The sequence below is a fragment of the Paraburkholderia bannensis genome (assembly GCF_014200455.1).
GTDB classification, from domain to species: domain Bacteria; phylum Pseudomonadota; class Gammaproteobacteria; order Burkholderiales; family Burkholderiaceae; genus Paraburkholderia; species Paraburkholderia bannensis_A.
Window position 1 is genome coordinate 40,889 of sequence record NZ_JACHBW010000002.1, and the last position, 22,920, is coordinate 63,808.

Annotated in this window: 23 protein-coding genes and 1 pseudogene; 5 read left to right on the forward strand and 19 right to left on the reverse strand. The window is 66.0% G+C overall.

Annotation, left to right across the window (positions count from 1 at the left end; genetic code table 11):
* Positions 1-25 precede the first annotated feature (25 nt).
* The 6 genes from flgG to F4827_RS03220 form a co-directional block, all read right to left on the reverse strand.
* Positions 26-814, reverse strand: a complete 789-nt coding sequence (gene flgG, locus F4827_RS03195; RefSeq protein WP_027816063.1) for a flagellar basal-body rod protein FlgG — start codon at positions 812-814, stop codon at positions 26-28.
* A 57-nt stretch (positions 815-871) separates the two neighbouring features.
* Complete coding sequence (gene flgF, locus F4827_RS03200; protein WP_183721489.1) at positions 872-1,630, reverse strand: flagellar basal-body rod protein FlgF; 759 nt, start codon at positions 1,628-1,630, stop codon at positions 872-874.
* A 32-nt stretch (positions 1,631-1,662) separates the two neighbouring features.
* A complete protein-coding gene (gene flgE / locus F4827_RS03205; RefSeq protein WP_183721492.1) occupies positions 1,663-2,925 on the reverse strand; it encodes a flagellar hook protein FlgE in 1,263 nt (420 codons plus the stop codon).
* Between the two features lie 32 nt (positions 2,926-2,957).
* Entirely contained in the window at positions 2,958-3,602 is a 645-nt protein-coding gene (locus F4827_RS03210; protein ID WP_183722689.1) for a flagellar hook assembly protein FlgD, read from the reverse strand.
* Positions 3,603-3,755: 153 nt separating this feature from the next.
* Positions 3,756-4,181 (reverse strand): flagellar basal body rod protein FlgC, encoded by a 426-nt coding sequence (flgC, locus tag F4827_RS03215; protein WP_027816059.1) that lies wholly within the window; start codon positions 4,179-4,181, stop codon positions 3,756-3,758.
* Positions 4,182-4,259: 78 nt separating this feature from the next.
* A complete protein-coding gene (locus F4827_RS03220) occupies positions 4,260-4,805 on the reverse strand; it encodes a flagellar basal body protein (protein WP_183721495.1) in 546 nt (181 codons plus the stop codon).
* A 227-nt stretch (positions 4,806-5,032) separates the two neighbouring features.
* Here F4827_RS03220 and flgA point away from each other — a divergent pair, with 227 nt between their 5' ends.
* From flgA to F4827_RS03235, 3 genes are all read left to right on the forward strand, one after another.
* Positions 5,033-6,364 (forward strand): flagellar basal body P-ring formation chaperone FlgA, encoded by a 1,332-nt coding sequence (gene flgA, locus F4827_RS03225; RefSeq protein WP_183721499.1) that lies wholly within the window; start codon positions 5,033-5,035, stop codon positions 6,362-6,364.
* A gap of 193 nt (positions 6,365-6,557) precedes the next feature.
* Entirely contained in the window at positions 6,558-6,917 is a 360-nt protein-coding gene (gene flgM, locus F4827_RS03230) for a flagellar biosynthesis anti-sigma factor FlgM (protein WP_183721502.1), read from the forward strand.
* 59 nt (positions 6,918-6,976) lie between these two features.
* The gene (locus tag F4827_RS03235) at positions 6,977-7,423 is read left to right on the forward strand and encodes a flagella synthesis protein FlgN (protein ID WP_183721505.1); all 447 of its coding nucleotides are present in this window, start codon (positions 6,977-6,979) and stop codon (positions 7,421-7,423) included.
* A 202-nt stretch (positions 7,424-7,625) separates the two neighbouring features.
* On the opposite strand, the gene F4827_RS03240 is transcribed toward F4827_RS03235, so the two are convergent.
* The 3 genes and pseudogenes from F4827_RS03240 to flhF form a co-directional block, all read right to left on the reverse strand.
* Positions 7,626-8,357 carry an RNA polymerase sigma factor FliA gene (locus F4827_RS03240; protein ID WP_183721508.1) on the reverse strand — a complete coding sequence of 244 codons (732 nt, stop codon included), beginning with the start codon at positions 8,355-8,357 and terminating at the stop codon, positions 7,626-7,628.
* 318 nt (positions 8,358-8,675) lie between these two features.
* A pseudogene (locus F4827_RS03245) lies at positions 8,676-9,515 on the reverse strand (MinD/ParA family protein); the annotation flags it as partial.
* Positions 9,508-11,604, reverse strand: a complete 2,097-nt coding sequence (gene flhF / locus F4827_RS03250; protein WP_183721511.1) for a flagellar biosynthesis protein FlhF — start codon at positions 11,602-11,604, stop codon at positions 9,508-9,510. The gene flhF and the pseudogene F4827_RS03245, both read right to left, overlap by 8 nt.
* 360 nt (positions 11,605-11,964) lie before the next feature.
* Here flhF and F4827_RS03255 point away from each other — a divergent pair, with 360 nt between their 5' ends.
* Both F4827_RS03255 and F4827_RS03260 read left to right on the forward strand, forming a co-directional pair.
* Positions 11,965-12,213 carry a type II toxin-antitoxin system Phd/YefM family antitoxin gene (locus F4827_RS03255; protein ID WP_183721514.1) on the forward strand — a complete coding sequence of 83 codons (249 nt, stop codon included), beginning with the start codon at positions 11,965-11,967 and terminating at the stop codon, positions 12,211-12,213.
* Between the two features lies 1 nt (position 12,214).
* Positions 12,215-12,490, forward strand: coding sequence for a type II toxin-antitoxin system RelE/ParE family toxin (locus F4827_RS03260; protein ID WP_183721517.1), 276 nt, complete (start codon positions 12,215-12,217; stop codon positions 12,488-12,490).
* Positions 12,491-12,647: 157 nt separating this feature from the next.
* Here the strand turns inward: F4827_RS03260 and flhA are convergent, their stop codons facing one another.
* The 10 genes from flhA to F4827_RS03310 form a co-directional block, all read right to left on the reverse strand.
* Positions 12,648-14,747 (reverse strand): flagellar biosynthesis protein FlhA, encoded by a 2,100-nt coding sequence (flhA, locus tag F4827_RS03265; RefSeq protein WP_183721520.1) that lies wholly within the window; start codon positions 14,745-14,747, stop codon positions 12,648-12,650.
* Positions 14,747-16,045 carry a flagellar biosynthesis protein FlhB gene (flhB, locus tag F4827_RS03270; protein WP_183721523.1) on the reverse strand — a complete coding sequence of 433 codons (1,299 nt, stop codon included), beginning with the start codon at positions 16,043-16,045 and terminating at the stop codon, positions 14,747-14,749. The genes flhA and flhB overlap by 1 nt, the downstream gene beginning before the upstream one ends.
* Positions 16,046-16,307: 262 nt before the next feature.
* Positions 16,308-17,552 (reverse strand): DUF3443 domain-containing protein, encoded by a 1,245-nt coding sequence (locus F4827_RS03275; protein WP_183722691.1) that lies wholly within the window; start codon positions 17,550-17,552, stop codon positions 16,308-16,310.
* A gap of 80 nt (positions 17,553-17,632) precedes the next feature.
* Positions 17,633-18,100, reverse strand: coding sequence for a DUF2844 domain-containing protein (locus F4827_RS03280; RefSeq protein ID WP_183721526.1), 468 nt, complete (start codon positions 18,098-18,100; stop codon positions 17,633-17,635).
* A gap of 432 nt (positions 18,101-18,532) precedes the next feature.
* Positions 18,533-19,243, reverse strand: coding sequence for a protein phosphatase CheZ (gene cheZ, locus F4827_RS03285; RefSeq protein ID WP_183721529.1), 711 nt, complete (start codon positions 19,241-19,243; stop codon positions 18,533-18,535).
* 1 nt (position 19,244) lies between these two features.
* Entirely contained in the window at positions 19,245-19,640 is a 396-nt protein-coding gene (cheY, locus tag F4827_RS03290; protein ID WP_167070163.1) for a chemotaxis response regulator CheY, read from the reverse strand.
* A 171-nt stretch (positions 19,641-19,811) separates the two neighbouring features.
* Entirely contained in the window at positions 19,812-20,957 is a 1,146-nt protein-coding gene (locus tag F4827_RS03295) for a chemotaxis response regulator protein-glutamate methylesterase (RefSeq protein WP_183721532.1), read from the reverse strand.
* Between the two features lie 5 nt (positions 20,958-20,962).
* Positions 20,963-21,784 (reverse strand): chemoreceptor glutamine deamidase CheD, encoded by an 822-nt coding sequence (gene cheD / locus F4827_RS03300; protein WP_183721535.1) that lies wholly within the window; start codon positions 21,782-21,784, stop codon positions 20,963-20,965.
* Complete coding sequence (locus tag F4827_RS03305; protein WP_183721537.1) at positions 21,781-22,740, reverse strand: CheR family methyltransferase; 960 nt, start codon at positions 22,738-22,740, stop codon at positions 21,781-21,783. Before F4827_RS03305 ends, cheD begins: the two co-directional genes overlap by 4 nt.
* Positions 22,737-22,913, reverse strand: coding sequence for a hypothetical protein (locus F4827_RS03310; RefSeq protein WP_183721541.1), 177 nt, complete (start codon positions 22,911-22,913; stop codon positions 22,737-22,739). The genes F4827_RS03305 and F4827_RS03310 overlap by 4 nt, the downstream gene beginning before the upstream one ends.
* Positions 22,914-22,920 lie beyond the last annotated feature (7 nt).

Consider the following 22,920-nt stretch of genomic DNA (forward strand, 5'->3'; position numbering starts at 1 on the left):
AGTCCTGCGGTGCCGCGCGCGGTGCTTAGACCTGCATCTGGCTCAGGGTCTGCAGCATCTGGTCGGACGTCGTCAGCGCCTTGCTGTTGATTTCGTAGGCGCGCTGCGTCTGGATCATGTTCACCAGTTCCTGCACCACGTTCACGTTCGACGATTCGACGTAGCCTTGGTTGAGCGAGCCCGAACCGTTCAGGCCCGGCGTCGTCACCGTGGGCGCACCCGACGAGGCCGTTTCCGACACCAGGTTTTCGCCGTTGCTTTGCAGACCGGCCGGGTTGATGAACATCGCCACCTGCAGCGAGCCGATCGTGGTGTTACCGGTCGAGCCCGGCGTCGTCACCGTCACCACGCCGTCGCTGCCGATAGTCAGCGAGGTGGCGTTGGCCGGCACCGTGATGGCGGGCAGCACCGGATAGCCGCTCGCGGTCACCAGCTGGCCTTGCGAGTTGGTCTGGAACGAGCCGTCGCGCGTGTACTGCGTCGTGCCGTCGGGCATCTGCACCTGGAAGAAGCCCGCGCCGTTGATCGCCACGTCCTTCGAGTTGCCGGTCTGCTGCAGGTTGCCCTGGGTGTAAAGGCGCTCGGTGGCGACCTGCTGCACGCCGGTGCCGACCTGGCTGCCCGACGACATTTCGGTGGTCTGGGTGGAGTTCGCACCCGGCTGACGCAGCGTCTGGTACATGAGGTCCTCGAACACGGCGCGCGAACCCTTGAAGCCATTGGTGCTCACGTTCGCGAGGTTGTTCGAGATCACGTCCATCTGCGCCTGCTGGGCGTTCATGCCGGTAGCGGCAATGTAGAGCGATCGGTTCACGGTGTCTTTCTCCCGGCGCGTAGTCTGCTTGGTGCGAGACCGGCGGCCTAAAAATACTTAGCTGAAATTGAGCAGCTGGTTAGCGCTCTGTTCGTTCTGGTCGGCGGTCTGCAAAAGCTTGGTCTGCATCTGGAACTGGCGCGCGTTGGTGATCATCGAGACCATCGCGGCGACCGGATTCACGTTGCTGCCTTCGAGCGATTCGGTGGCGATCTTGACCGTCTGGTCCGCATCGGCCGGATTGCCGTCGGCGGTGCGGAACAGGCCGTCGTCGCCGCGCTGGAGCGAACCCGCGGGCGGATTGACGAACTTGATCTGGTCGATCATGGCGATGGCGCTGGACGGGCTTCCCGGGGCAAGCGCCGACACCGTGCCGTCGGAGCCAATCGTCACCGCCGAACCCGGCGGCACCGCGATCGGGCCGCCGCCGCCGATCACCTGCTGGTTGCTGGCCGTGACGAGCTGGCCGTTTTCATCGACGTGCAGATTGCCCGCGCGCGTGTAGGCCTCGTTGCCGTCCGCCGTCTGCACGGCCATGAAGCCGTTGCCCTGGATCGCGATATCGAGCGGATTGCCGGTCTTCGAAATCGCACCGGGCGTCATGTCGGAGCCTGGGGTCGCCGACAGCACGAAGGTGCGCGTGGTCGAATCGTTGACGGTGGAACCGTCGCCGAACGACATCGGCACGGAGCGGAAATTCGCCAGCTGCGCGCGAAAGCCCGTGGTCGAGACGTTGGCCAGGTTGTTCGCGACGACGGCCTGCTGCTCGAGCGCCTGGCTCGTGCCCGTCATCGCGGTATAAATCAGTCGGTCCATGATGTGCCCGGTGCGAAGTTAGACAAACGTGCTTACATCTGCAGCAGCGTCTGGTCGACGGTCTGCTGCGTCTTGATGGTCTGCGCGTTGGCCTGGTAGTTACGTTGCGCCGTGATCAGGTCGACCAGCTGGTTGGTCAGATCGACGTTCGACGATTCCACCGCGCCGCCCGTGAGCGTGCCGTGGTTGGTGCTGCCCGGCGTCGAGACCTGCGCCACGCCCGAAGCCGCGGTTTCCTGGAACTGGTTGCCGCCCAGGTTCTGCAGGCCGTTCGGGTTGTTGAAGTTGGCGAGCACGACCTGACCGAGCGTCTTGGTCTGGCCGTTCGAGTAGTTGCCGGTGATGGTGCCGTCCGAGCCAACCGTGAAGTTCGACAGCGTGCCGCTGGCGTAACCGTCCTGCGCGAGGTTGTTCACGCCGTTGGTGCCGCCGTACTGCGTGGTGCCCTTGAAGTCGAGCGTGACGGCCATCGAAGCCGCGCCGTCCGCGAGCTTGCCGCCCGCCGTGCCGATCTGCAGCGTCATCTGGCCCGTGCCCGTGGCCACACCCGCCGTGTCGGTCGACGAGACCAGCGAGCCCGACGAGTTGAACGACATCGTGCCGACTTGCGACGTGGTGCCGCCCGACACGCCCGAGTACACGGTGTAGAGCTGGTTGCCGCTCGCGTCCGTGCCGCCCTTCACGAAGTACATGTTGACCTGCTGCTTGCCGCCAAGCGAGTCGTAGGCCGTGATCGACGTCGAGTAGTTGTAGCTCGCCGAATCGGTCGCGCTGAAGGTCGTGTCGGTGGGCGTGCTCGCCTGCGCGTTCAGGTTCAGCTGCGCCGTGACGCTGGTGGTCGCGACCGGTGCGATGTTGGTCGTCGGCACTTGCAGCGGCACAGTTTGCGCCGTGTTGACCACGCCGCTCGTACCGGCTGCGTAGCCCATCAGATCGTTGCCGGCGGCATCGGTGATGTAGCCGTTCTTGTCGAGCTGGAACACGCCGTTACGCGAATACGTGACGGTGCCGTTGTTCGACATCTGGAAGAAGCCGTTGCCGTTGATGGCGACGTCGAGCGCCTGGCCGGTCGTGGTGATCGTGCCTTGCGAGAAGTTCTGCTGCACTTCGGAGAGCGCCGCACCCAGACCGATCTGCGTGTTGACCGAAGTCGCCACGGTGTTCGCGTAGACATCGGCGAACTGCGCCGCGCTCTGCTTGAAGCCAACGGTATTGGCGTTGGCGATGTTGTTGCCGATGACGTCGAGGTCGTTCGACGAAGCGGCGAGGCCGCTCAATCCTTGCTGGTAGCCCATGAGTGCTTACTCCGCGCTGTCGTTTATCGGGTTCAGAGAATGCCGGCCACGCTCGAAAGCGGGACCGTCTTGCCGTTGGCGAGCGAAAGGCCCGCCGTGCCGTCGGATTGCTGGATCACGGCGTTGACCTTGCTCGCGACGAGCGCCGTCGCGGCGGTGGCCTGACCGTTGACCGTCGCGCTCGCGCTGATCGTGTAGTCGCCGTCGGCAACCGTTGCGCCCGACGAGTCGGTGCCGTTCCAGGTGACCGGCACGGTGCCTGCCGACTGCGCGCCCAGGTCGAGCGTGTTGACGACTTTGCCCGCCGAGTTGGTGATCGTGATCTTGACGTCCGAGGCGGCCGACGTGAGCTGCACGCCGAGCTGCGGCGACGCGCCGCTGGCAACCGTTGCCGTGCTGCCTGCGGCCAGCACCGTCGAGCCGATCAGCAGCGCCGACTGGGCGTTCTGGCCCGCGGAAAGCTGCGTCGACAGCGACGAGAGCGAGGTGTTCAGGCTCGCGATGCCCGACACCGTATTGATCTGGGCGAGCTGCGAGGTCATCTGCGAGCTGTCCATCGGGCTGGTCGGATCCTGGTTCTGCAACTGCGTGACGAGCAGGCGCAGAAAGGTCTGTTGCAGATCGCTGCCGCTGGTCGCAGACGACGAGCTCGAGGAGCTGGCCGACGTACCGTTCATGGTGTCGAGCAGGGTCTGCGAAACGGTGGCGGAACTGCCGCCGATGGTGGTGTTGCTGGAGGTCAACGCGTTCTCCTCGGATACGCTGTCTGTTGCTGGGTAGCGTGTGGTGTGGTTCCCGGTCCTGCGCCGGCTCAGGTCTGCTTGAGTCGCTTACGTGCCGATCGTCAGGGTCTTGAGCATCAAGGTCTTGGCGGTGTTCAGGGTTTCGATGTTGGCCTGATACGAGCGCGACGCCGAAATCATGTTCACCATTTCCTGCACCGGATCGACGTTCGGCATGCTCACGTAGCCGTTGGCGTCGGCGGCGGGATTGTCTGGGTCGTAGGTCTGCTTCATCGGCGTCGGATCGTCGATCACGCCCGTCACCTTCACGCCGCCCACCTGCTGGCCGGATGCGCTGCGCGCGCCGCCGAGCGGATTGACCGCGAACACGACCTGCTTGGCCTTGTAGGGCTGGCCGTCCGGGCCGGTCGTACTGTCGGCGTTGGCGAGATTGGACGCCGTCACGTTCAGGCGCTGCGATTCCGCCGACATGGCGGAACCGGCAACGCTGAAGATATTCATGAGGGATGGCATGGTTTCGTTGACCTCGGGTCGGTGCGTGTCGGTGCTGCTGGCTTAAAACGTTTGCTGTGTCAGGCGGTCAAGGACGGCTTAGCTCGAACCCGACTGGATCGCCGAGAGCATCGTCTTGATCTGCTGCGACACCACGGTCATGCCCGATTCGAAATGCAGCGCGTTGTCCGCGAACTGCACGCGCTCGGTGTCGAGATCGACCGTGTTGCCGTCGAGCGCGGGCTGCGTCGGGATGCGGTACATCACCGGGCTCGAATACGTATCGGCCGGGCCGCCGGTCGCGATCAGCTTCGCGTTGCCCGCGAGGTGACCCGCTTCGGTGGTCGCCATCGACATGCCGCTCGTCACGCCGGCCGGTTGCGCGAGCGCGAGCGGCTGGAAGTTGCCGGTGGCGGACGTGCCGGTAGCGGACGTGCCGGTGGCGGACGACGCTGCGCCGCCCGGGGTGGCCGCGCCCGCGTGCCTGAGCGCACCCGCGAGCGAAGCCGAAAAATCGACGTCGCGCGCCTGGTAACCCGGCGTGTCGGCGTTCGCGATGTTCGAGGACAGCAGCGCCTGGCGCGTCGCGCGCACATCGAGCGCTTCGCGGCCAAAGGCGAATTCGGCGTCGAGTTTGTCCAGCATCGGGCGTTCTCCGTTACACGAAATGAAAGGCTGCGTCGGCGCATTCATCGCGCATCCGTTGTTTGGATCGAACGCGCAGGCCTTTTCGCATGGAGAGGAATGTTAGGCGGGGTACGCAAGAACCAATCGGACGAATAGCCGGTAACTCGCCCCTCTATTCAACGCCAGGAAGCCGGGCGCGCCACCTAGAATGCGAGGCGTGTCAATGCAATCGAGAGAGAACGACCATGCCGCAGACAGCTCACCTGCGCGCCCACCGCGCGGCAGCGACAAGGCTCGCGCCCGGCCGTTCGGTCCGCCAACCCGCCTGGCGCGCCGCTTGGGCCGCGTTGGCCGCGCTGATTGCGGCGTCGAGCCTGCTTGCCAGCGGCGCGGCCAGCGCGCAGAGCGACGCATCGGCCCAGCAGATCTATATCGCGGGTCCTGGCGACCGCGCCGGTGAAGACGCGCAACGCATGAGCGCGATGCTCAACGAGCCCTCGAAGAGCAAGGCCGCCGCCAACGCCGCGGCGTATGCGGAAATCGCGAAGTCGCTGTCCTATGGCGCGAACGCGCGCGCAGCGCAGGCCCCCGCCGCCCAGAGCGGCATGATTTCGATTCCCGGAGCGGGCGAGCGCGGCACCGCCGTCGCCCAGAACGCCGGCGCCAGCGACGCGCCGCAGATCGTCACGATTGCTTCGCCGGGTACGCCAGCCGCACCGGTTACCTCGTCCCTGCAGCGCCCCGCGATCGTGCGCGCCGTGCAGCCGATGCGCGTGCCGCCCGCCGCGATGAATGCCAACATGAATCCGAATGCCACCGCCGGCGGCTTCCAGCGCGTGAGCGTGGCTGCGCCGTCGCGCGCGGTGACGCCGGTCGTCGTGCCGGGCGCGGCGGCTTACGGCCAGTCCGTGCAAGTCGCCCAAGCCGTGCAGGCCGTCCAGCCGGTGCCGCCCGGCCAGGAAGACGGCGAGCGCATCCGCGCCGCCGCCCTCGCCTACCTGCAACAACAGTCGGCGGGTTTGCCCGGCAAGGTCGAAGTGAGCGTCGCGCCGGTGTTCCCGCGCGGCCTCGCGGCTTGCGACGCGCTCGAACCGTTCATGCCGCCCGGCGCGCGCAGCTTCGGCCGCACCACGGTGGGCGTGCGCTGCGTGGGTGCGAAGCCGTGGACGCTCTACGTGCAGGGCCGCGTGGTCGTGCAGATCACCTATTACGTCGCATCGCGCCAGATCAACCCGGGCGAGGCGCTGTCCGCCGTCGACTTCGTGCCGCGCGACGGCGATCTCTCGACGCTGCCGCAAACCGTCATCACCGATCCCTCCCAGGCCAACGGCGCGATAGCGCTCATGCGCATCACCTCGGGCCTGCCGCTGCGCTCAGACATGCTGCGCAGCGCCTCGTCGGTGGTGATCGGCCAGACGGTCAAGGTGATCGCGGTCGGCGCGAATTTCACGATTTCCTCGGAAGGCAGCGTGCTCAACAACGCCGCGCCGGGCCAGCTGGTGCGCGTGCGCACGCCCAACGGACAGATCATTAGCGGCGTGGTGAAAGACGCCGCAACGGTGCAGGTGCAGATTTAGGGACGAGTCAAGATCCGAACGACGCCCGATCGACGCCGGACCCGATGCAGAACGCATCGCGATCGGGCCCGAAAATGCCCAGGATGGCTATGTGCGTAAGGACACGTAACATCGTGTAACGGCTGGAGATTCGCGCTAAAGTTCGCGCGCCCCCTTGCCGTTATCAAGGCCATACGGATCAGGAAGCCCCATCGTGAAAATCGACACCTCCAACCGCAATGACGCGCTCCCGCTGCAGGATGGCCTGACGCGCGCGCAACAAGGCGAAACCGCAAGCACTGCGACGACCGCTGGCGCGACGTCCAGCGCCCCGGCCGCGAGCGCCGCAAGCGCTCAAAGCACGAGCTCGGACGCCAACGTGAGCCTTTCCAACCTTTCTTCCTCGCTGCGTTCGCTCGCGGCGAGCGGCTCGGCCGACATCGACACGGCGCATGTCCAGTCGATCAAGGACGCCATCAAGAACGGCACGCTGCAGATCGACACCGGCAAGATCGCCGATGGCATTCTGGAAACGGCGCGCGGCCTGGTGAAGCCGGCTGCTTCCGGCAGCTAGTCAGCCAGACAGCGCGGCGGCGGGCCGTCCCTCACAACCCGCTTTAACGGTGGTACCCGATGAAAGACGCTCTTCTCGCCACATTGATCGACGAACACGCCGCGGTGGAGGCATTCGCCTCGCTGCTCGCCTTCGAGGAGAAGGCGCTCACCACGGCCGACGGCATGGATTCGCTGCCGCAGATCGTCGAGCAGAAGACGACGCTCACGCAACGCATGTCCGGTCTCGAAAAGGTGCGCGACGCGCAGCTCAAGGGCCTCGGGCTGCCGACCGGGCGCAAGGGCATCGAAATGGCCTGCGCCGGCGACACGCGTCTGTCGGGTCAATGGGAACTGCTCAAGGGTTCGACCGAGCGTGCGCGCCGCCAGAATCTGACCATCGGCATGATGGTGCGCACCCGCATGGAACATAACCGCCGGGCGCTCGCGATCCTGCGCGGCGAAACGAATAGCGGCACCTCGATGCTGTATGGGCCGGATGGCCGCCTGCCACAGTTCGGGCTGTAACTGACTGATCCGTAAAAGATGATGGGAAAAGCCGAGGCCTGGGTGCTTCGGCTTTTTGCGTTTGGGTCTCGGGAGGCCGACACATCGGCACGCACCCGCGCGTGACACAAGCCCCCCAAGAAAAAAGCCGAAGCGCTCACACGCTCCGGCTTCCCCCTCCCCGTAGCGCCGATCTCGCGGCGCCGTGCTTGTTCAAGCCTGTTCAGTTCTCCTGCCCGGCCCACGCCATCTCGCGCAGACGCGTGCGCAGTCGCGCCACCGCCTGGCTGTGCAGCTGGCACACGCGCGATTCGCTGACTTCCATCACCGCGCCGATTTCGCGCAGGTTCATGCCGCGCTCGTAGTAGAGCGACATCAGCAGCTTTTCGCGTTCGGGCAGGCGCTCGATCGCTTCGACCAGCGCGCCGCGCAAGCTGTCGTCGAGCAGCGCCGAGAGCGGGTCCGAGTGATCGACGCAGTAGCGGTCGAGAAACGGCTCGTCGTCGGCCGAGCGGTCGAAGTCTTCGTAGTAGATCAGCTGGCTGCCATGCAGGTCCTGCAGCATCGACTGGTATTCGTCGAGCGGCATTTCCAGATGGTTGGCGATCTCGGTTTCGCTCGCGGAGCGGCCCAGACGCTGCTCGACCTTGTGCACCGCGCTTTCCACCTCGCGCGAGGTGCGACGCAGGCTGCGCGGCAGCCAGTCGTTGCTGCGCAGCTCGTCGAGCATCGCGCCGCGGATACGCTGGCTTGCATAGGTTTCGAATTGTGCGCCCTGGTCTTCCTTGTAGCGGTTGGCGGCGTCCATCAGGCCGATCATGCCGGCCTGGATCAAGTCATCCAGATCCACGCTCGCGGGCATTTTCGCCACGAGTTGCAGACCCAGGCGCCGTACCAGCGGCGCGTATTTCGCCAGCACGTCGGCCTGCGAAATCTTTCCTTGAGCGTTGTACATCGTGCTCTCCTTTCGACCGCAGCCCAAGGCTTTTACGCCCGCTGCGATCCCATGCAAATTAATCGCTTGTTTCCCTTGCCTGCGCTCTCGAAACCCACGTCAAGCGTGTTGGGGCGTCGGGCGAGGCACGGGCGGGTCCGCCCGCCATCCTGCATGGGCCGACGCAGGCGCGGATGGAACGCCAGTGACGGTCGAAACAAATGATTCAGCGGCATTGCCGTGCCCCGCCTGGGCGCTCGCGAGCGCCGATACCGCGGCAGCCGCCACGCCCGCAGGCGCGGTTTCCACCTTCGACGCCGACGCCTGGGCGCTATCGGCCGCCACCGCCTCGGCGAAACTCGAGCGGCCCGAGCCGCTCGAACGGGCCGACAGCGCGGGGCGCATCGGCCAGTGCGGCAGCTCGGCAGCGACGTGACGGAAGTCGCGTGCGGCCGCCGTCGACGGGAATGCATCGACGATGCAGCGCGACAGTTGCACCGCGCGCGGCATATGCGGGTCCGCTGCCACGCAGCCCGCGTTTTCGATCGACACCGTCAGGTAGCGGCTGGCCACCCCGGCGAGGTTCTCGAACGCAGCCTGCGCTTCCGGTCCATGCTCGATGTGGTTCGCCAGCACGCGGAACTGGCCGATCGCATGCGCGAAGTGCAGCCGTTTCATGCAGGCGTAGGCATCGGTGATCGCCTGCGCGGAAACACGCATCACGATCAGCAGGTCATGCGCATGCATCGCGAGCGGCGACAGCGCGCCTTCAGCGTCGAGCTGCGCATCGATCAGCACGAAATCGGCCGGACCAGTCAGCACCTTGTTCAACTGCGCGCTGGTGTACTGCGCGCGGTGCTCGCGCGAGGCGGCCAGCACGCCGAAGCCCAGGGCGTGACGCCCCACCGCTTCGTCGAGCGCCATCTCGCCGCGCATCACCGCCGCGAAGTTGCCCGCGCCGCGCACGCCGCCGAGCAGCCCGCTCACCGAGCGAGGCCCGAGGCATTCGTCGATGATGAGCACGTCCTTGCCTTGCGCGGTCAGCGCCGCTGCGAGGTTGATCACGGCGGTCGTGCGTCCCGGCGCACCGGGGCCGCCCGTCACCGCGATCACCCGCGAGCCTTCGCGCGCCAGCAGCCGCCGCAGGCCTTCTGCCTGATCGATCACAAACTTATCCAAACCGGACCTCGTGGGCTTGCGAATTCGAGCGGTTCGACAGCGCCGACAGCAGTGCCGGAATGTCGTCCTCGTGCGGCACGAACGGCGAGCGGTCGCGCGGCACGCAGAAGGCGCTGCGAATCAGGAAGCGGCGCGTGGCCACGTACAGGTTCTCAGGCACCTTCTGGCCGGTCGAGACGTAGTGCACCGGCAGCTTGTAGCGCAGCACCGTATCGAGCGTGCTGCCGAGGTTGGTGGCCTCGTCGAGCTTGGTGAGAATGCAGCCGGTCAGCGGCGATTCGTCCGGGCCGCTTTGATAGGCCTGCACCACTTCGTTGAGCGTGTCGCCGTGGTTGGTCGCCGAGAGCAGCAACAGACGCTGCACCGGGCGGCCCGTGCCGCACAGCATGCCGATCTGGTCGGCCACGGCGCGGTCGCGCTGGCTCATGCCGATCGTGTCGATCAGCACGATGTGCTTGCTCTTGAGTTCGGTGAGCGCGAGCTCCAGATCCGCGCCGTCGCGCACCGCGTGCACGGAAACGCCCAGGATCTTGCCGAAGATGCGCAGCTGCTCGTGGCCGCCGATACGGTAGCTGTCGGTGGTGAGCAGCGCGACCTTGCTGGCGCCGAAGCGCATCACGCAGCGCGCGGCGAGCTTCGCGGTGGTGGTGGTCTTGCCCACGCCCGTCGGGCCCATCAGCGCGAACACGCCGCCGCGCTCCATCAGCGCTTCTTCGTCTTCGAGCACCGGCAGATTCGATTCGAGCACCGACTGGACCCATTCCATGCCGGCTTCTTCGGTTTCCACATCCGGCAGACGCTCGATCATCATCTTGACGAGCTGCGCCGAGAAACCCGCTGCGAACAGCTGCTTGGTGAGCGCGCCCTGCACCGGGCTGCGACGCTGGCGCTCACCCCACAGCAGACCCGCGAACTGCTCTTCCATCATGCCGCGCATCGACGCAAGCTCGTTCATCACGGTCTCGTTAACGACCTGCTCGATGCGCGAGCGGATCGCTTCGCTCACCGTTTGCGCCGTGTTCGCGGCTGCCGCTGCGGCGGCCTGTTCGGACGGCGCCGGACCGGCAGCGTCGGCGCTCTGGCCGATGCTGCGCGCAGCGCGGCGGGCGGCGGCGTGGGCCGCTTCGAGCGCCCATTGCGGCTGGCTTGCTTCGATATCGGCGGGATGCACGGGATCGGCGGTCATGCCCAGACCCCTGGCCATGGCCGCGGACGGCGACATGCCGGGCACCTTGGCGCTTTCCTGCTGGTTTTGCTGATTCTGCTGGCTGGCGATGCGGCGCGCGTGGTCGATCAGCCAGGGATTCGTTTCGGCCATCGTGCGCGGCGCGCTCGCCGGTTCGCCGAACGGTTGCGCGACGGCTTGCTCCAGCAGCGCAGCGGCTTCGCGTGCGGCGCTCGAGGTCGAGGCCGGGCGGTTTGCTGCGCCGTTGGCCGGGAAGGTGCCGAACGGCGAGGCAGCCATCGTCTGCGAGGTCGGCGGCATGGTCGATTGCTGCGCGGCCTGACCGGCGGCGGCGCGCGAGGCGGGGGCGTTCACCGGTTTGGCGGGCTTCGGTTGCAGCGATTGCGCCAGCGAGACGCCGAGGTCGTCGGCGTGATCGTCGTCGCTATCGTTGCCATCGTTGCCATCGTCGCGATCGTTGCCATAGGCGCCGCTCCTGCTGTCCGCACCTGCGGCGCCCGGTTCCACGCCCACTTCCGGACTCGCGCCGAACACCGACGAGAACACGTCGGGCATGCCGCCGCTCGCGTAGGGGTTGCCGAAGCTCGCGGCGGCGGCGGACGCTGCGGGCGAAGCTGCCGTGGCGGGCGCGCTCATCGGGCTCGCGGCGCCGGGCAGCGCTGCGCGCTGCATGCGCGTGGCGAGCGCCTGGGATGGCGACGACGATTGCGGTTGCGCTGCACCGAGGCGCGCTGCATCCGCCGGCGCGATGGCCGCGAGGTCGCTGTCCGCGAGCGCGACGATTTCGACCGTGCCATCGTCGAGCGTGCGGTTCGACAGGACGACGGCGTCCGCACCCAGCGCTTCGCGCACGAGGCGCAGAGCGTCGCGGCTATTGCCACCGATGAATTTGCGAATGTTCAAGCTATGCCCCTGATGAGGAATGCGGCCTGCGCCGCCTGTCGTATGCCGATGGATTGCGTCTGGATCACTGCGGGAACACGCATCGCGTGAACCCTTCTCCGATGTTGGAATTATTTCGAAGGTGAGCCACTCACGATCGATGGATCAGGACGGGGAAATGTGGGCAATTCGGCCAATGACATGGGACGGGGGATGGAGGCACGCGATCGGTGCCCAGCAACTGTCGCCACCACGCGATAGATCATGCGCGGTCGTGGAGACCAAATATGCGACTAACTAATCGACCTATAATCCGGTCTATTGACCGGCGTCACCACGCGCCGCCTGCGACCTGTTCGCTTCATTTGGGAAATCCGCAAAATGGAAAGCATCCTGGCAAGAGCATCGATTGGCATCAGCGAACTGAAGGTGAACCCCATGGCAGCGATCGAACAAGCCGACGGTCCCGTCGCAATCCTCAACCGGAACAAGCCGGTTGCTTACCTGATTCCCGCAAGCGAATGGGAAGCCATCTGTGACCGGCTCGAAGACATCGAGCTCGCGGAGCTTGCGCGTTCCCGTATGAACGACGGTCGCAAGACAGTGAGAGTCAAGCTCGAAGACCTATAACTTGCATTTTCACGAAGATGCGCTCAAGGAATGGGAGCGCCTCGATGCCACTGTTCGACGGCAGTTCACGAAGAAGCTAACCGAGCGGTTGATGAAGCCGCGCGTCAAATCGGCGCGATTGGGAGGCATGGGCGACGCCTACAAGGTCAAACTCGTCGCTTCGGGTTATCGCTTGATCTATCAGGTCATCGACGACGAGCTAATCGTGCTGGTGATCGCAATCGGCAAGCGGGAGGCGAACGAGGCGTATCGAAAGGCACACACCCGCCTGACGTAAAAAATGCCCGCGAATTGCGGGCATTCCTGGGAGCACAAATTGAAAAAGCCACGCCTGTTCGACGCGTTACAGCAAGGATTCAAAGACCTGGCCGAACTTCGGGAACGCGCACCCGGTACAGAACATCAATCCGCTCCGGCGACTGCCCTCACCTCTCTCAACCCACCCCCACCACATTCACCACCTTCACATTGCGCGTATCCGGCACTTCCGCGTACGACAGCACCTTCAACTGCGGCAGGCTGCGCCGCAGGAAGCGCGAGAGCATCGGACGCAGCGCATGCTGCACCAGCAGCACCGGCGCCAGACCCAGCACCTGCTGACGGCCCATCGCCGTTTCGGTCTGCGTGAGCAGCGTATGCGCGAGGCCCGGCTCCAGCCCCGGATTCGGCCCGGAGGTCAGCGTCTGCGACAGCACACGCTCCAGGTTTGCGTCGAGGCCCATCACCTGCATGTCGCCGTTGCCCGGGAACCACTGCTGCGTGATCGCGCGGCCCAGCGATATGCGCACCGCCGCCGTGAGATCGTGCGCGTCCGGCGAGCGCTGCGCGTGTTCGGCCAGCGACTCCATGATCGTGCGCATGTCGCGGATCGGCACGCCTTCTTCCAGCAGGTTCTGCAGCACCTTTTGCAGCGTCGTGACCTGCATGATCTTCGGCACCAGATCGTCGACCAGCGACGGCGTGTCTTTCTGCACGCGCTCCAGCAGGGCCTGCACTTCGCGGCGGCCGAGCAGTTCTGCGGCGTGCGTCACCACGAGGTGATTCAGGTGAGTCGCCACCACCGTGCTCGAATCGACCACCGTGTAGCCGAACACCTGCGCCTGTTCGCGCATGTTCGAATCGATCCAGATCGCCGGCAGGCCGAACGCGGGATCGGTGGTCGGCGTGCCCGGCAGCACTGCGCTCACCTGACCCGGGTTGATCGCGAGCCACTGGCCCGGATACGCCTCGCCCGAGCCCACTTCCACGCCCTTGAGCGTGATGCGGTAGGCGTTCGGACGCAGTTCCAGGTTGTCGCGGATATGGATGACCGGCGGCAGGAAACCGATTTCCTGTGCGAACTTCTTGCGGATGCTCTTGATGCGCTTGAGCAGTTCGCCGTCGGTGTTCTTGTCGACCAGCGGAATGATGCGGTAGCCCACTTCCAGGCCGAGCGTGTCGATTAGCGCCACGTCGTCCCAGCTCGCCTCGGTGTTTTCGACCGGCGCAGCGGCCGCCGGCAGCACGTCGGCCAGCACGGCGCTCGCCTTCTTCGCCTCGGCGCTCTTTTTCATCACGCGGCCAAGCTGGATCGCGCCGCCGCCCAGCAGCAAGAAGGCGAAGTGCGGCATGCCCGGGATCAGACCCATCATCAGGAGGATCGAGCCGGTGATCACCAGCACGCGCGGGTTCGTGAACAACTGGCCCGTCAACTGCGTGCCGATGTCTTCGTTGGTCGCCACGCGCGAAACGATCACGCCGGCGGCGGTCGAAATCACCAGCGACGGAATCTGCGCAACGAGGCCGTCACCGATGGTCAGCAGCGTGTAGGTTTCGCCCGCCGCGCCGAACGCCATGCCGTGCTGCACCACGCCCACGATCAGGCCGCCGATGATGTTGATCGCCATGATCAGCAAACCGGCGATCGCATCGCCGCGCACGAACTTGCTGGCGCCGTCCATCGAGCCGTAGAACTCGGCTTCCTGGGCAATTTCCGTGCGGCGCTTGCGGGCGGCTTCTTCGTTGATGAGACCGGCGTTCAGGTCGGCGTCGATCGCCATCTGCTTGCCCGGCATCGCGTCGAGCGTGAAGCGCGCGGACACTTCAGCGATACGCCCCGCGCCCTTGGTGATCACCATGAAGTTGATCACCATCAGGATCACGAACACCACGATACCGACGGCGAAGTTGCCGCCCACGAGGAAGTGGCCGAACGATTCGATCACCTTGCCCGCGGCGTCGGGGCCAGTGTGGCCTTCGAGCAGCACGATACGCGTGGACGCCACGTTCAGCGACAGGCGCAGCAGCGTGGAGAACAGCAGCACGCTCGGGAACGCGGCGAAATCGAGCGGCTTCATGGTGTACATGCTGACCAGCAGCACCATCACCGAGAGCGCGATGTTGAAGGTGAACAGCAGATCCAGCAGGAACGGCGGCAACGGCAGGATCATCATGCCGAGGATCATGCAGATCAGGATCGGCCCGGCGAGTGCGCGCAGATTCGTGCTTTGCAGCATCTCTGGGCGCCGCGCGAGGAAACCAGTGCGGGCGTTCATTACGTTGCTCCTTCATTGCCGTCGCGCGCGGTGTCGGCGCGACCTGCGGTGCTTGCTTGATTCGGTGCTGCGTTCGCGGCATTGGCTGCGGCAGCGTCAGTCTTTGCCGCGCCGTCTTCCGGCGACAGCGTTTCGTCGGCTTCCTCGGCGGCGTCCTCGTCGCTCACGCCGCCCTTGTCCAGTTCCGGCGGCACGTCCAGGTCGGTGGGCGCCATCGGCACGTCGCCGCCATGTTCGCGAAAGCGCTTGAGCTGATAGACCCACGCGAGCACCTGCGCGACCGCGCCGTAGAGCGGGCCGGGAATTTCGCGGTTCAGATCGACGTTGTGATAGAGCGCGCGGGCGAGCGGCGGCGCTTCGAGCAGGGGGATGTTGTGCTCGGTGGCGAGATCGCGGATACGCGCCGCCACCAGGTTCACGCCCTTGGCGACCACGCGCGGCGCACGCATTTCGCCGTCGGTGTATTGCAGCGCGACGGCGAAGTGCGTCGGGTTGGTCACCACCACGTCGGCCTTGGGCACTTGCGCCATCATGCGGCGGCGCGCCATGGCGCGCTGCTGCTGGCGAATGCGGCCTTTCACGTGCGGATCGCCTTCGCTCTCGCGGTGCTCGCGCTTCACTTCTTCCTTGGTCATGCGCAGCTTGCGGTGATACGACCAGAGCTGATACGGCACGTCGATGGCAGCCAGCAGGAACATGCCCGCGACCGTCATGCCGCAGCACACCACGATCAGGTGAAAGGCGTCGGCGAAGGCGCGCGGCGCCGGCTGCATGCCCAGACCCAGGATCTCCTCGCGGTGGTTCCACAGCGCCGAGCCGCCGATCGCACCCACCAGCAGCGTCTTCACCGTCGACATCCCCAGCTGCACCGGACCGTTGAGCGAGAAGATGCGGCCAAGACCCGTCATCGGATTGAGACGGTCGAACTTCACGCCAATCGACTTGGTCGAGAACAGCCAGCCGCCCAGCGCCAGAGGTGAGAGCAACGCGGCTGCGCCGGTCAGCGCGAGCACGGGCAGCACCGCGAAAACGCCTTCGCGCGCGGCCACGCCTGCGCCGGTGAGCATGCGTTTGGTCTCGAAGGCGCTGGCGTGATTGAACGTCAGCGCGCCGCGCAGCATCGCCAGCAAATGTCCACCGATGGTGTCCGACATCAGCCACGCGCCAAAGCACCCCGCCGATAGCAGCGCGAACGTGGAAAGCTCCCGCGAACGCGCAATCTGCCCCTCCTCACGCGCCTTTTCGAGGCGCTTGGGAGTGGCGGATTCGGTTTTTTCGAGGTCGCTGTCCTCTGCCACAGATGCTCCGGTCGGCGGCGCACGCAGCCCGCCACCCATGTGGTGACGGCGCACGCCCTTTTTCAGTGAGAGCGATTATTGCCTTGGCGGGCAAGCGACGATCGGCGGAGTAGGACAGGGAAACCGGGGTATTTCACCGGATGGGCGCGCGCGGGAATACGCACGAAGAAAACAGGGACAGGCTCACAGAGATGAATCAGGGAGCCAGAAGCGTTGCGCTTCAGGCTCCCTGCGAGCTCCCTGCGATGTCCCTGCGTGCGGATCAGAACGCCACGTAGGGCGCCTGCGTGCCGCCCGTGCCGGTCTGATCGATCCCGTAATAGACGTATCGGCCGTAGAAGAACGGCAGACCGAGATCGAGGCTCGAATTGGAGCCGAACTGCCCCGCCAGATCGTTGAACGCGAAGAAGCTGGTATTGCCGAGCAGCGTGGAGGCGTTCGCCACGTTGAAACTGATGCTGCCGGAATTGTTGTTCTGATCGACCAGCGTGGTGGTGAACGTGAGCGCCGTGGACGGGCAATAGAACGCGCCGAGATTGCCGCCGCACTGGGCGATGGCGCTATCGGCGAAGAAAATGCCGTTCGAGCCCGAATCCAGGAACGCCGCCAGCGAGCGGCTATTGAAGGTCGTCGAAAGGTCGCCCCAGGCGTTGGTGGTGAAGCGCTGCGAGGCCGACAGGGCGTTATTCGACTGCGTGCCGATGCCGAACACCAGTGTGCCCGTGGCGCTCGCCTGGCCGCTATTCGAAACCGGCGGCATCTGCAGGATCACGCCGTTGTTGTCGGTGGTGAAGTGCGCGACCGGATTGGCCACCTGCTGCGTGAGCGCAACGGCCGTCTGGCTGCAATTGGTGCCGTTCGGGCAGGCGAAGTAGTTGCTGCTCGCCGCCGTCACGCAGTTCTTGCCGCAATCCCACGGCGCGACGCCGATGCCCAGAATACCGTTCGCCCCGATCGCCGAGGTGGTGTTCTGCGCCGCGCCGATATTCGCGCAAACCTGCGGCACGCTCGACGTAGCGAGGTCGCCGATCACCTGGATCGGGATCGCGCTGGCCGTTTCGCCGCTAATCTTGACGTCGGCGGTGCGCACCGTACCCCAGGTGTAGCCGTCCGCGAACGCCGTGCATTCGGCCAGCGTGCTGGTGCCCGAGGTGACCTTGGGCAGCGCGCCCTGCATGGTGCTGTTGAGCGCCGAATTCAGGATGCGCAGGCCGTAGGAGCCGGTATCCACCTGAACGTTGGCGATGGTCTGGCAGGTGGTGCTGTTCGCCACGCAAACCGTCACGCTGACGGTGGGAATGTTCGGCGTGGCGTTGGTGATGCCGCTGTTGACCGTCACGGCGACGGTATTCGCCGCGGTCGCGGCGATAGGCTGCTGGGTCGGCCCGGCGGGCAGCGAGGAGGTGTCGCTGCTGCCCGAGGTGCTCGACGTGCTGGAACTGGAACTGCCGCCACCGCCGCCGCATGCGGCCAGACCCGCCGTCAGCGCGAACATCAGCGCAAACATGGCGGTGAGGACGAGGCTGCGCTTCTCGCGAACGAGGCCGTTGAGGATTCTGTAGTTGAACACGCGTCGCCTCCCGTTCGTCATTGGATGTCGGACGTGCTGAAGCCCGACGGCAACGCCGACGGCAGCCACGCCTGACCCGAGAAGGCGCCCATATGGCCGCCCGAATGCACGACGACCGCGCTGTTCTCGACCGCGCCCGGCCCGCGCACGCCCTTCGCGCGGCTCGCCTGCACGCCCGCGACGTACTGCGGGAAGTAGCTGCCGAGCAGCGTGGCGAGATCGGGCATCTGCGGCCCGCTCCACGCGACCGCGAACACCGTACCGGCGCTCGAAAGATATTCGCGCACGGCCGTGCCGTTGGCGAGCGTGGTTTCGCGCACGGTGTAAGCGGCGGAAGTGCTTGAGGACGCGTTGCTCTGGGCGGCCTGGCGCGCCACGGAGGACGCGGCCCCGGAGATGGTGTTGACGCTCGCACCGGACGGCGTGGTCATGGGCGCGGCGCCGAGCGCGGCGCTGGCCGTTTGCGAGCCGGCCAACATACCCATGGCGCATAGGGCGGCGCATGCGATGCGCGATGCCGTGGGCTTAAATGAGGAAGCGGATAAAACCGATGTGCCGACGGATGTTGCCGTCGCGCCAGACTCAATGGTCGATCGTTGCGGATTCAAGGCGGCCCTCCCTTCTTTCGGTGGCGCGTTCGTCCGCGTGAGGCGTGACGCCCACCGGCCCGGATCACGACAGCGGGCGCAGCAAGAAGGTGGACGACGGCTCGGCGGGGAACGGCAGGCTTCGCTTCGTTGCAGCGCGACGGCACGCGTGGATGCGCCCTGCGGCGGCGATGAGCGAACGTCCTCTAGTATGCCTGTCCCACATGACATCCGACAGATCGCCGAAGGGCCAGAATACGCCCGCCGTGACGGTTGTTAAGCGCCGCGCATCATCCGTGCATCACGCGACGCCCAACCCGCTCCTGTGCTTCAGAAACCGAGGCTTGCGAGCAGGTCGTCGACCTGCGCCTGGTCCTGCATCACGTCGGCCTTGCCTTCCGGATTGATCTGCGGACCGTTGAGCAGACCTTCGGGGCTGCCCGTGCTTGCGTGCACCTCGGCCAGCGCCGCCGCCGTGGCCGCGAACTGTTCGCGCCGCTCGGGCGCGATGTTCTCGACCAGCACCGTCAGCAGTTGCTGCTCGATCAGATAGACCACGTCCATGATCTTCTTTATCACCTGGCCGGTCAGATCCTGGAAATCCTGCGCAAGCATGATTTCGAGCAGGTGCTGATTCGTCGCCGCGGTCGTCTGCGGCACCACGTCGAGGAACTGGCGGGTGTCTTCCATCAGCGCGCGCACTTCCTCGCGCCCGATCGGTGCGTCGTACCAGGTCGCCCAGCGCGCCGACAGCACTTTCGCGTCGGCTTCGAGCTTTTCCTGCATCGGCTTGGCGAGTTCGATCGCGGTCAGCACGCGCACGGCGGCCTGCTCGGTCATGTCGGCGACATAGCGCAGCCGGTCGCGCGCGTCGGGCACCGCCTCGGCGGCGCGCTCCACGTGCTTGTCGAGACCAAGCTCGCGCATCGAATCGCGCAGCGTGCGCGTCAGCTGGCCGATGCGCGCGAGAATGCGGTCCGTCGCGAACTCGCCCGATTCGCCGGCGTCGTCCTGCGCGGACGCATCAATGGGCTCGTTCACGTCAGCTCCCGGTCTTCGCCATCTTTTCGAGAATCTTGTTGAGCTTCTCGTCGAGCGTCGCCGCCGTGAACGGCTTCACGACGTAGCCGCTGGCGCCCGCCTGGGCTGCGGCGATGATGTTTTCCTTCTTCGACTCGGCGGTCACCATCAGCACCGGCAGGTGCGTGAGCGACGCGTCGGCGCGGATTTCCTTGAGCATGGCAAGACCGTCGAGGTTCGGCATGTTCCAGTCGGAAATCACAAAATCGTAGTTGCCGCCGCGCAGGCGCGCGAGGCCCGCTGCGCCGTCTTCGGCTTCATCGACGTTCGCGTAGCCCAGTTCCTTGAGCAGGTTGCGGACAATCCGGCGCATCGTCGGAAAGTCGTCCACAACCAGAATCTTCATTCCCTTATCCATCTCGGTTCCATTCTCCAGGCTAAAACCCGGGCAATTATCCAGACAAGCGCGGTGCCTATCCAGATAAATTAATCGTGATCGATCGCACAACCCTTACAAGGCCCTGCGATTTCTCGAAATATCGATGCGCAAGCGCCACTCCCTGTGTTTGCGGCGTTTGCGCCAATAACTTTAGACGCGCTGCACGCGATCGCCCATCGAGGCCAGTCGCGTCATCACGCGGCGGCTCATCTCGGACAGCGAGGCGATCTCGTCGGCGGCGCCCAGCGCGATGGCTTCGCGCGGCATGCCGAACACGATGCAGCTCGCTTCGTCCTGCGCGAGCGTGAAGGCGCCGGCCTTGCGCATCTCCAGCAGGCCCGCCGCGCCGTCGCGGCCCATGCCCGTCAGGATCACGCCGATGGCGTTCTTGCCCGCGTGCTGCGCCGCCGAGCGGAACAGCACGTCCACCGACGGACGATGCCGGTTCACCGGCGGGTCGTCGGAAAGATGAGCGATGTAGTTCGCGCCGCTGCGCGCGAGCAGCAGGTGGGCGTGACCCGGCGCGATATAGGCGTGACCGGGCAGCACGCGTTCGCCGTGCTCCGCTTCCTTCACGGTGATGCGGCACAGGCCGTTCAGGCGCTGCGCGAACGACTTCGTGAAGCCCGGCGGCATGTGCTGCGCGATCAGCACCGCGGGCGCGTCGGGCGGCAGCGGCTGGAGCACTTCGCGGATCGCTTCGGTGCCGCCCGTCGATGCGCCGACGATGATCAGCTTTTCGGTCGACAGCAGCGGGTTGTTGATCATCGGCGCGGCGGCGACCGGCGCATGCGCGCCATGCGAGGCGTGCGCTGCTGCATGTGCACCTGCGTGCGGCGCTCCGGCGGCAGGCACGGCGGGCGCGGCTGCACGCGCGGGCGCGGCCGGACGCACGCGCGCGCGCGAGGCGGCGCGCACCTTGTCGGCGAGCTTTTCGGCGTAATCGAGCATGCCGTCGCGAATGCCGACCTTGGGCTTGGTCACGAAATCGACCGCGCCCAGTTCCAGCGCGCGCAACGTGATTTCGTTGCCGCGCTCGGTCAGCGACGACACCATCACGACCGGCATCGGCCGCAGCCGCATGAGCTTCTCCAGGAAATCGAGACCGTCCATGCGCGGCATTTCCACGTCGAGCGTGAGCACGTCGGGGTTGTGCTGCTTGATCAGCTCGCGCGCCACGAGCGGGTCGGGCGCGGTGGCGACGACGGTCATGTCCGGCTGGCTGTTGATGATCTCGGTCATCAGGCTGCGGATCAGCGCCGAATCATCGACGCAGAGAACCTTGATTTTTTGCACAGCGTTCACGCCTCCTCTACTGTCCTGGCGTTGTCATGGCCGAAACCATGACCTTGACTGGATGGCCGCGTGGCCGATGCGCCGCCGACACCGAACAGTTCGATGCGCGGGCGCGCCGGCTGCGGCGCGGATGTTGGAAAGGGGTTGCCGCCCGCGTTGCCTGCCGCGCTGCTGCCGCTGCGTCCAGCGCCGTTCAGACTGAACAGCTCGACGCGGGCGCGCGCGCGCGCCAGTCGCTCGGCGCGTGCTTCGGCGCTCTGCGCGGCGAGCTGCTGCTCGCGCTCGGCGACGCTCGTCTCCTGCGACAGGCGCAACTTCTTGACCATCACCTGGCCCGTGCGCGGCAAAAACGCCACCTTGCGCGGATGCGAGCCCTGCAGGTCTTCGGCGGTGATGCGAATGCTTTCCGTGGCCAGATAGCGGCGCACGAAAGCGGAATTGCGATCGCCGATATTCATCGTCGTCATGCCCGCCAGCACCGCCGCGCCGCCGAACACCTTGGCTTCGAAACGCTCGCGGCGCCCGCCCGCCTTGATGAGTTCGTTGATGAGCATTTCCATCGCGTATGCGCCGTAGCGCATCGCGTCGGAGGCGGCGTGCGGCGCATGGGCGGCGTCGGCGCCGTCGTCGGGCAGCATGAAGTGATTCATGCCGCCGATCCCGGCGGTGCGGTCCTGGATACAGGCGGCCACACACGAACCGAGCACGGTGACCAGCACCATGTCCTCGTTCGTGGTGAAAAACTCGTTCGGCAGCAGTTTCACGCCGGGGCGGTGAAAGTGGTTGTCGAAATAACGGTTGGTGGCGATCGGCAGGCGCGTGCTCATGCGGTCGCTCCCAGCGCCTCGGCTTTCGCGCCAGCGGGTTTCGCGTTGGCGCCCGCGGCCTTGCCGCGCGTCAGTTCATACACGGTCTGGCCGCGCAGACGGAACGCCTGCGTCACATACGTGAAGTTCTCCGAGTGGCCTGCGAACAGCAGTCCGTCCGGCTTCATCAGCGGCTCGAAGCGCGTGAGCACCTGCGCCTGGGTCGGTTTGTCGAAGTAGATCATCACGTTGCGGCAGAAGATCGCGTCGAAGTTCTGGCGCAGGCCGTAATCGGCGTCGGTCAGATTGAGCTGCTCGAACTTGATCATCTGCCGCAGTTCCGGGCGCACCTTCACGAGACCCGCGTGCGAACCCGTGCCCTTCAGGAAGAAACGCTTGAGGCGTTCGGGCGACAGATGCTTGACCTGGTCGTAGGCGTAGACGCCCGCGTCGGCCTTGGCGAGCACCTGGGTGTCGAGGTCGGTGGCCAGCACCTTCGCTTCGCGCGCGGCGCGCTCGCCCAGCGCTTCGATCAGCGTCATCGCGATCGAGTAAGGCTCCTCGCCCGTCGACGCCGCCGAGCACCACACCGAAACCGGCTGCGCGCGGCGTTTGACGAAATCGGCGAGGATCGGAAAGTGATGCGCCTCGCGAAAGAACGCGGTGAGGTTGGTGGTGAGCGCGTTGGTGAACGCTTCCCACTCGCTGGCGTCGTTGCGCTTTTCGAGTTCGTCGAGATAGTCGCGGAAGCTGTCGAGGCCGAGCGCGCGCAGACGCCGCGCGAGACGGCTGTAGGCCATGTCGCGCTTGTGGTCGGACAAGGAAATGCCGGCGCGGCGGTGGATCAGCGAGCGGATGCGCTCGAAATCCGCCGAGGTAAATTCGAAATCGCGCGCGGCGCCCTCGCCACCGGTGCCGGGCGCGCCGGCGCGCACCTCGCCATGACGATCGTTGCGGGAAAAACGCAGCGCGTTCATGCTGCCGCTCCGGCGCGCCCTGCGCGCATGCCTGCTGCGTTGATCGAATCTTCCATGGCCGTTGCCGCCTGGCCGCCCGCCTGCAATGCGTGCGGCGCATACGCGGGGCGCGCCGCTTGCGCCGCCTTGCGGGCAGCGGCGCGGTGCATCTCCTGCCGTCCTGGTGCGCTCATGTGCATT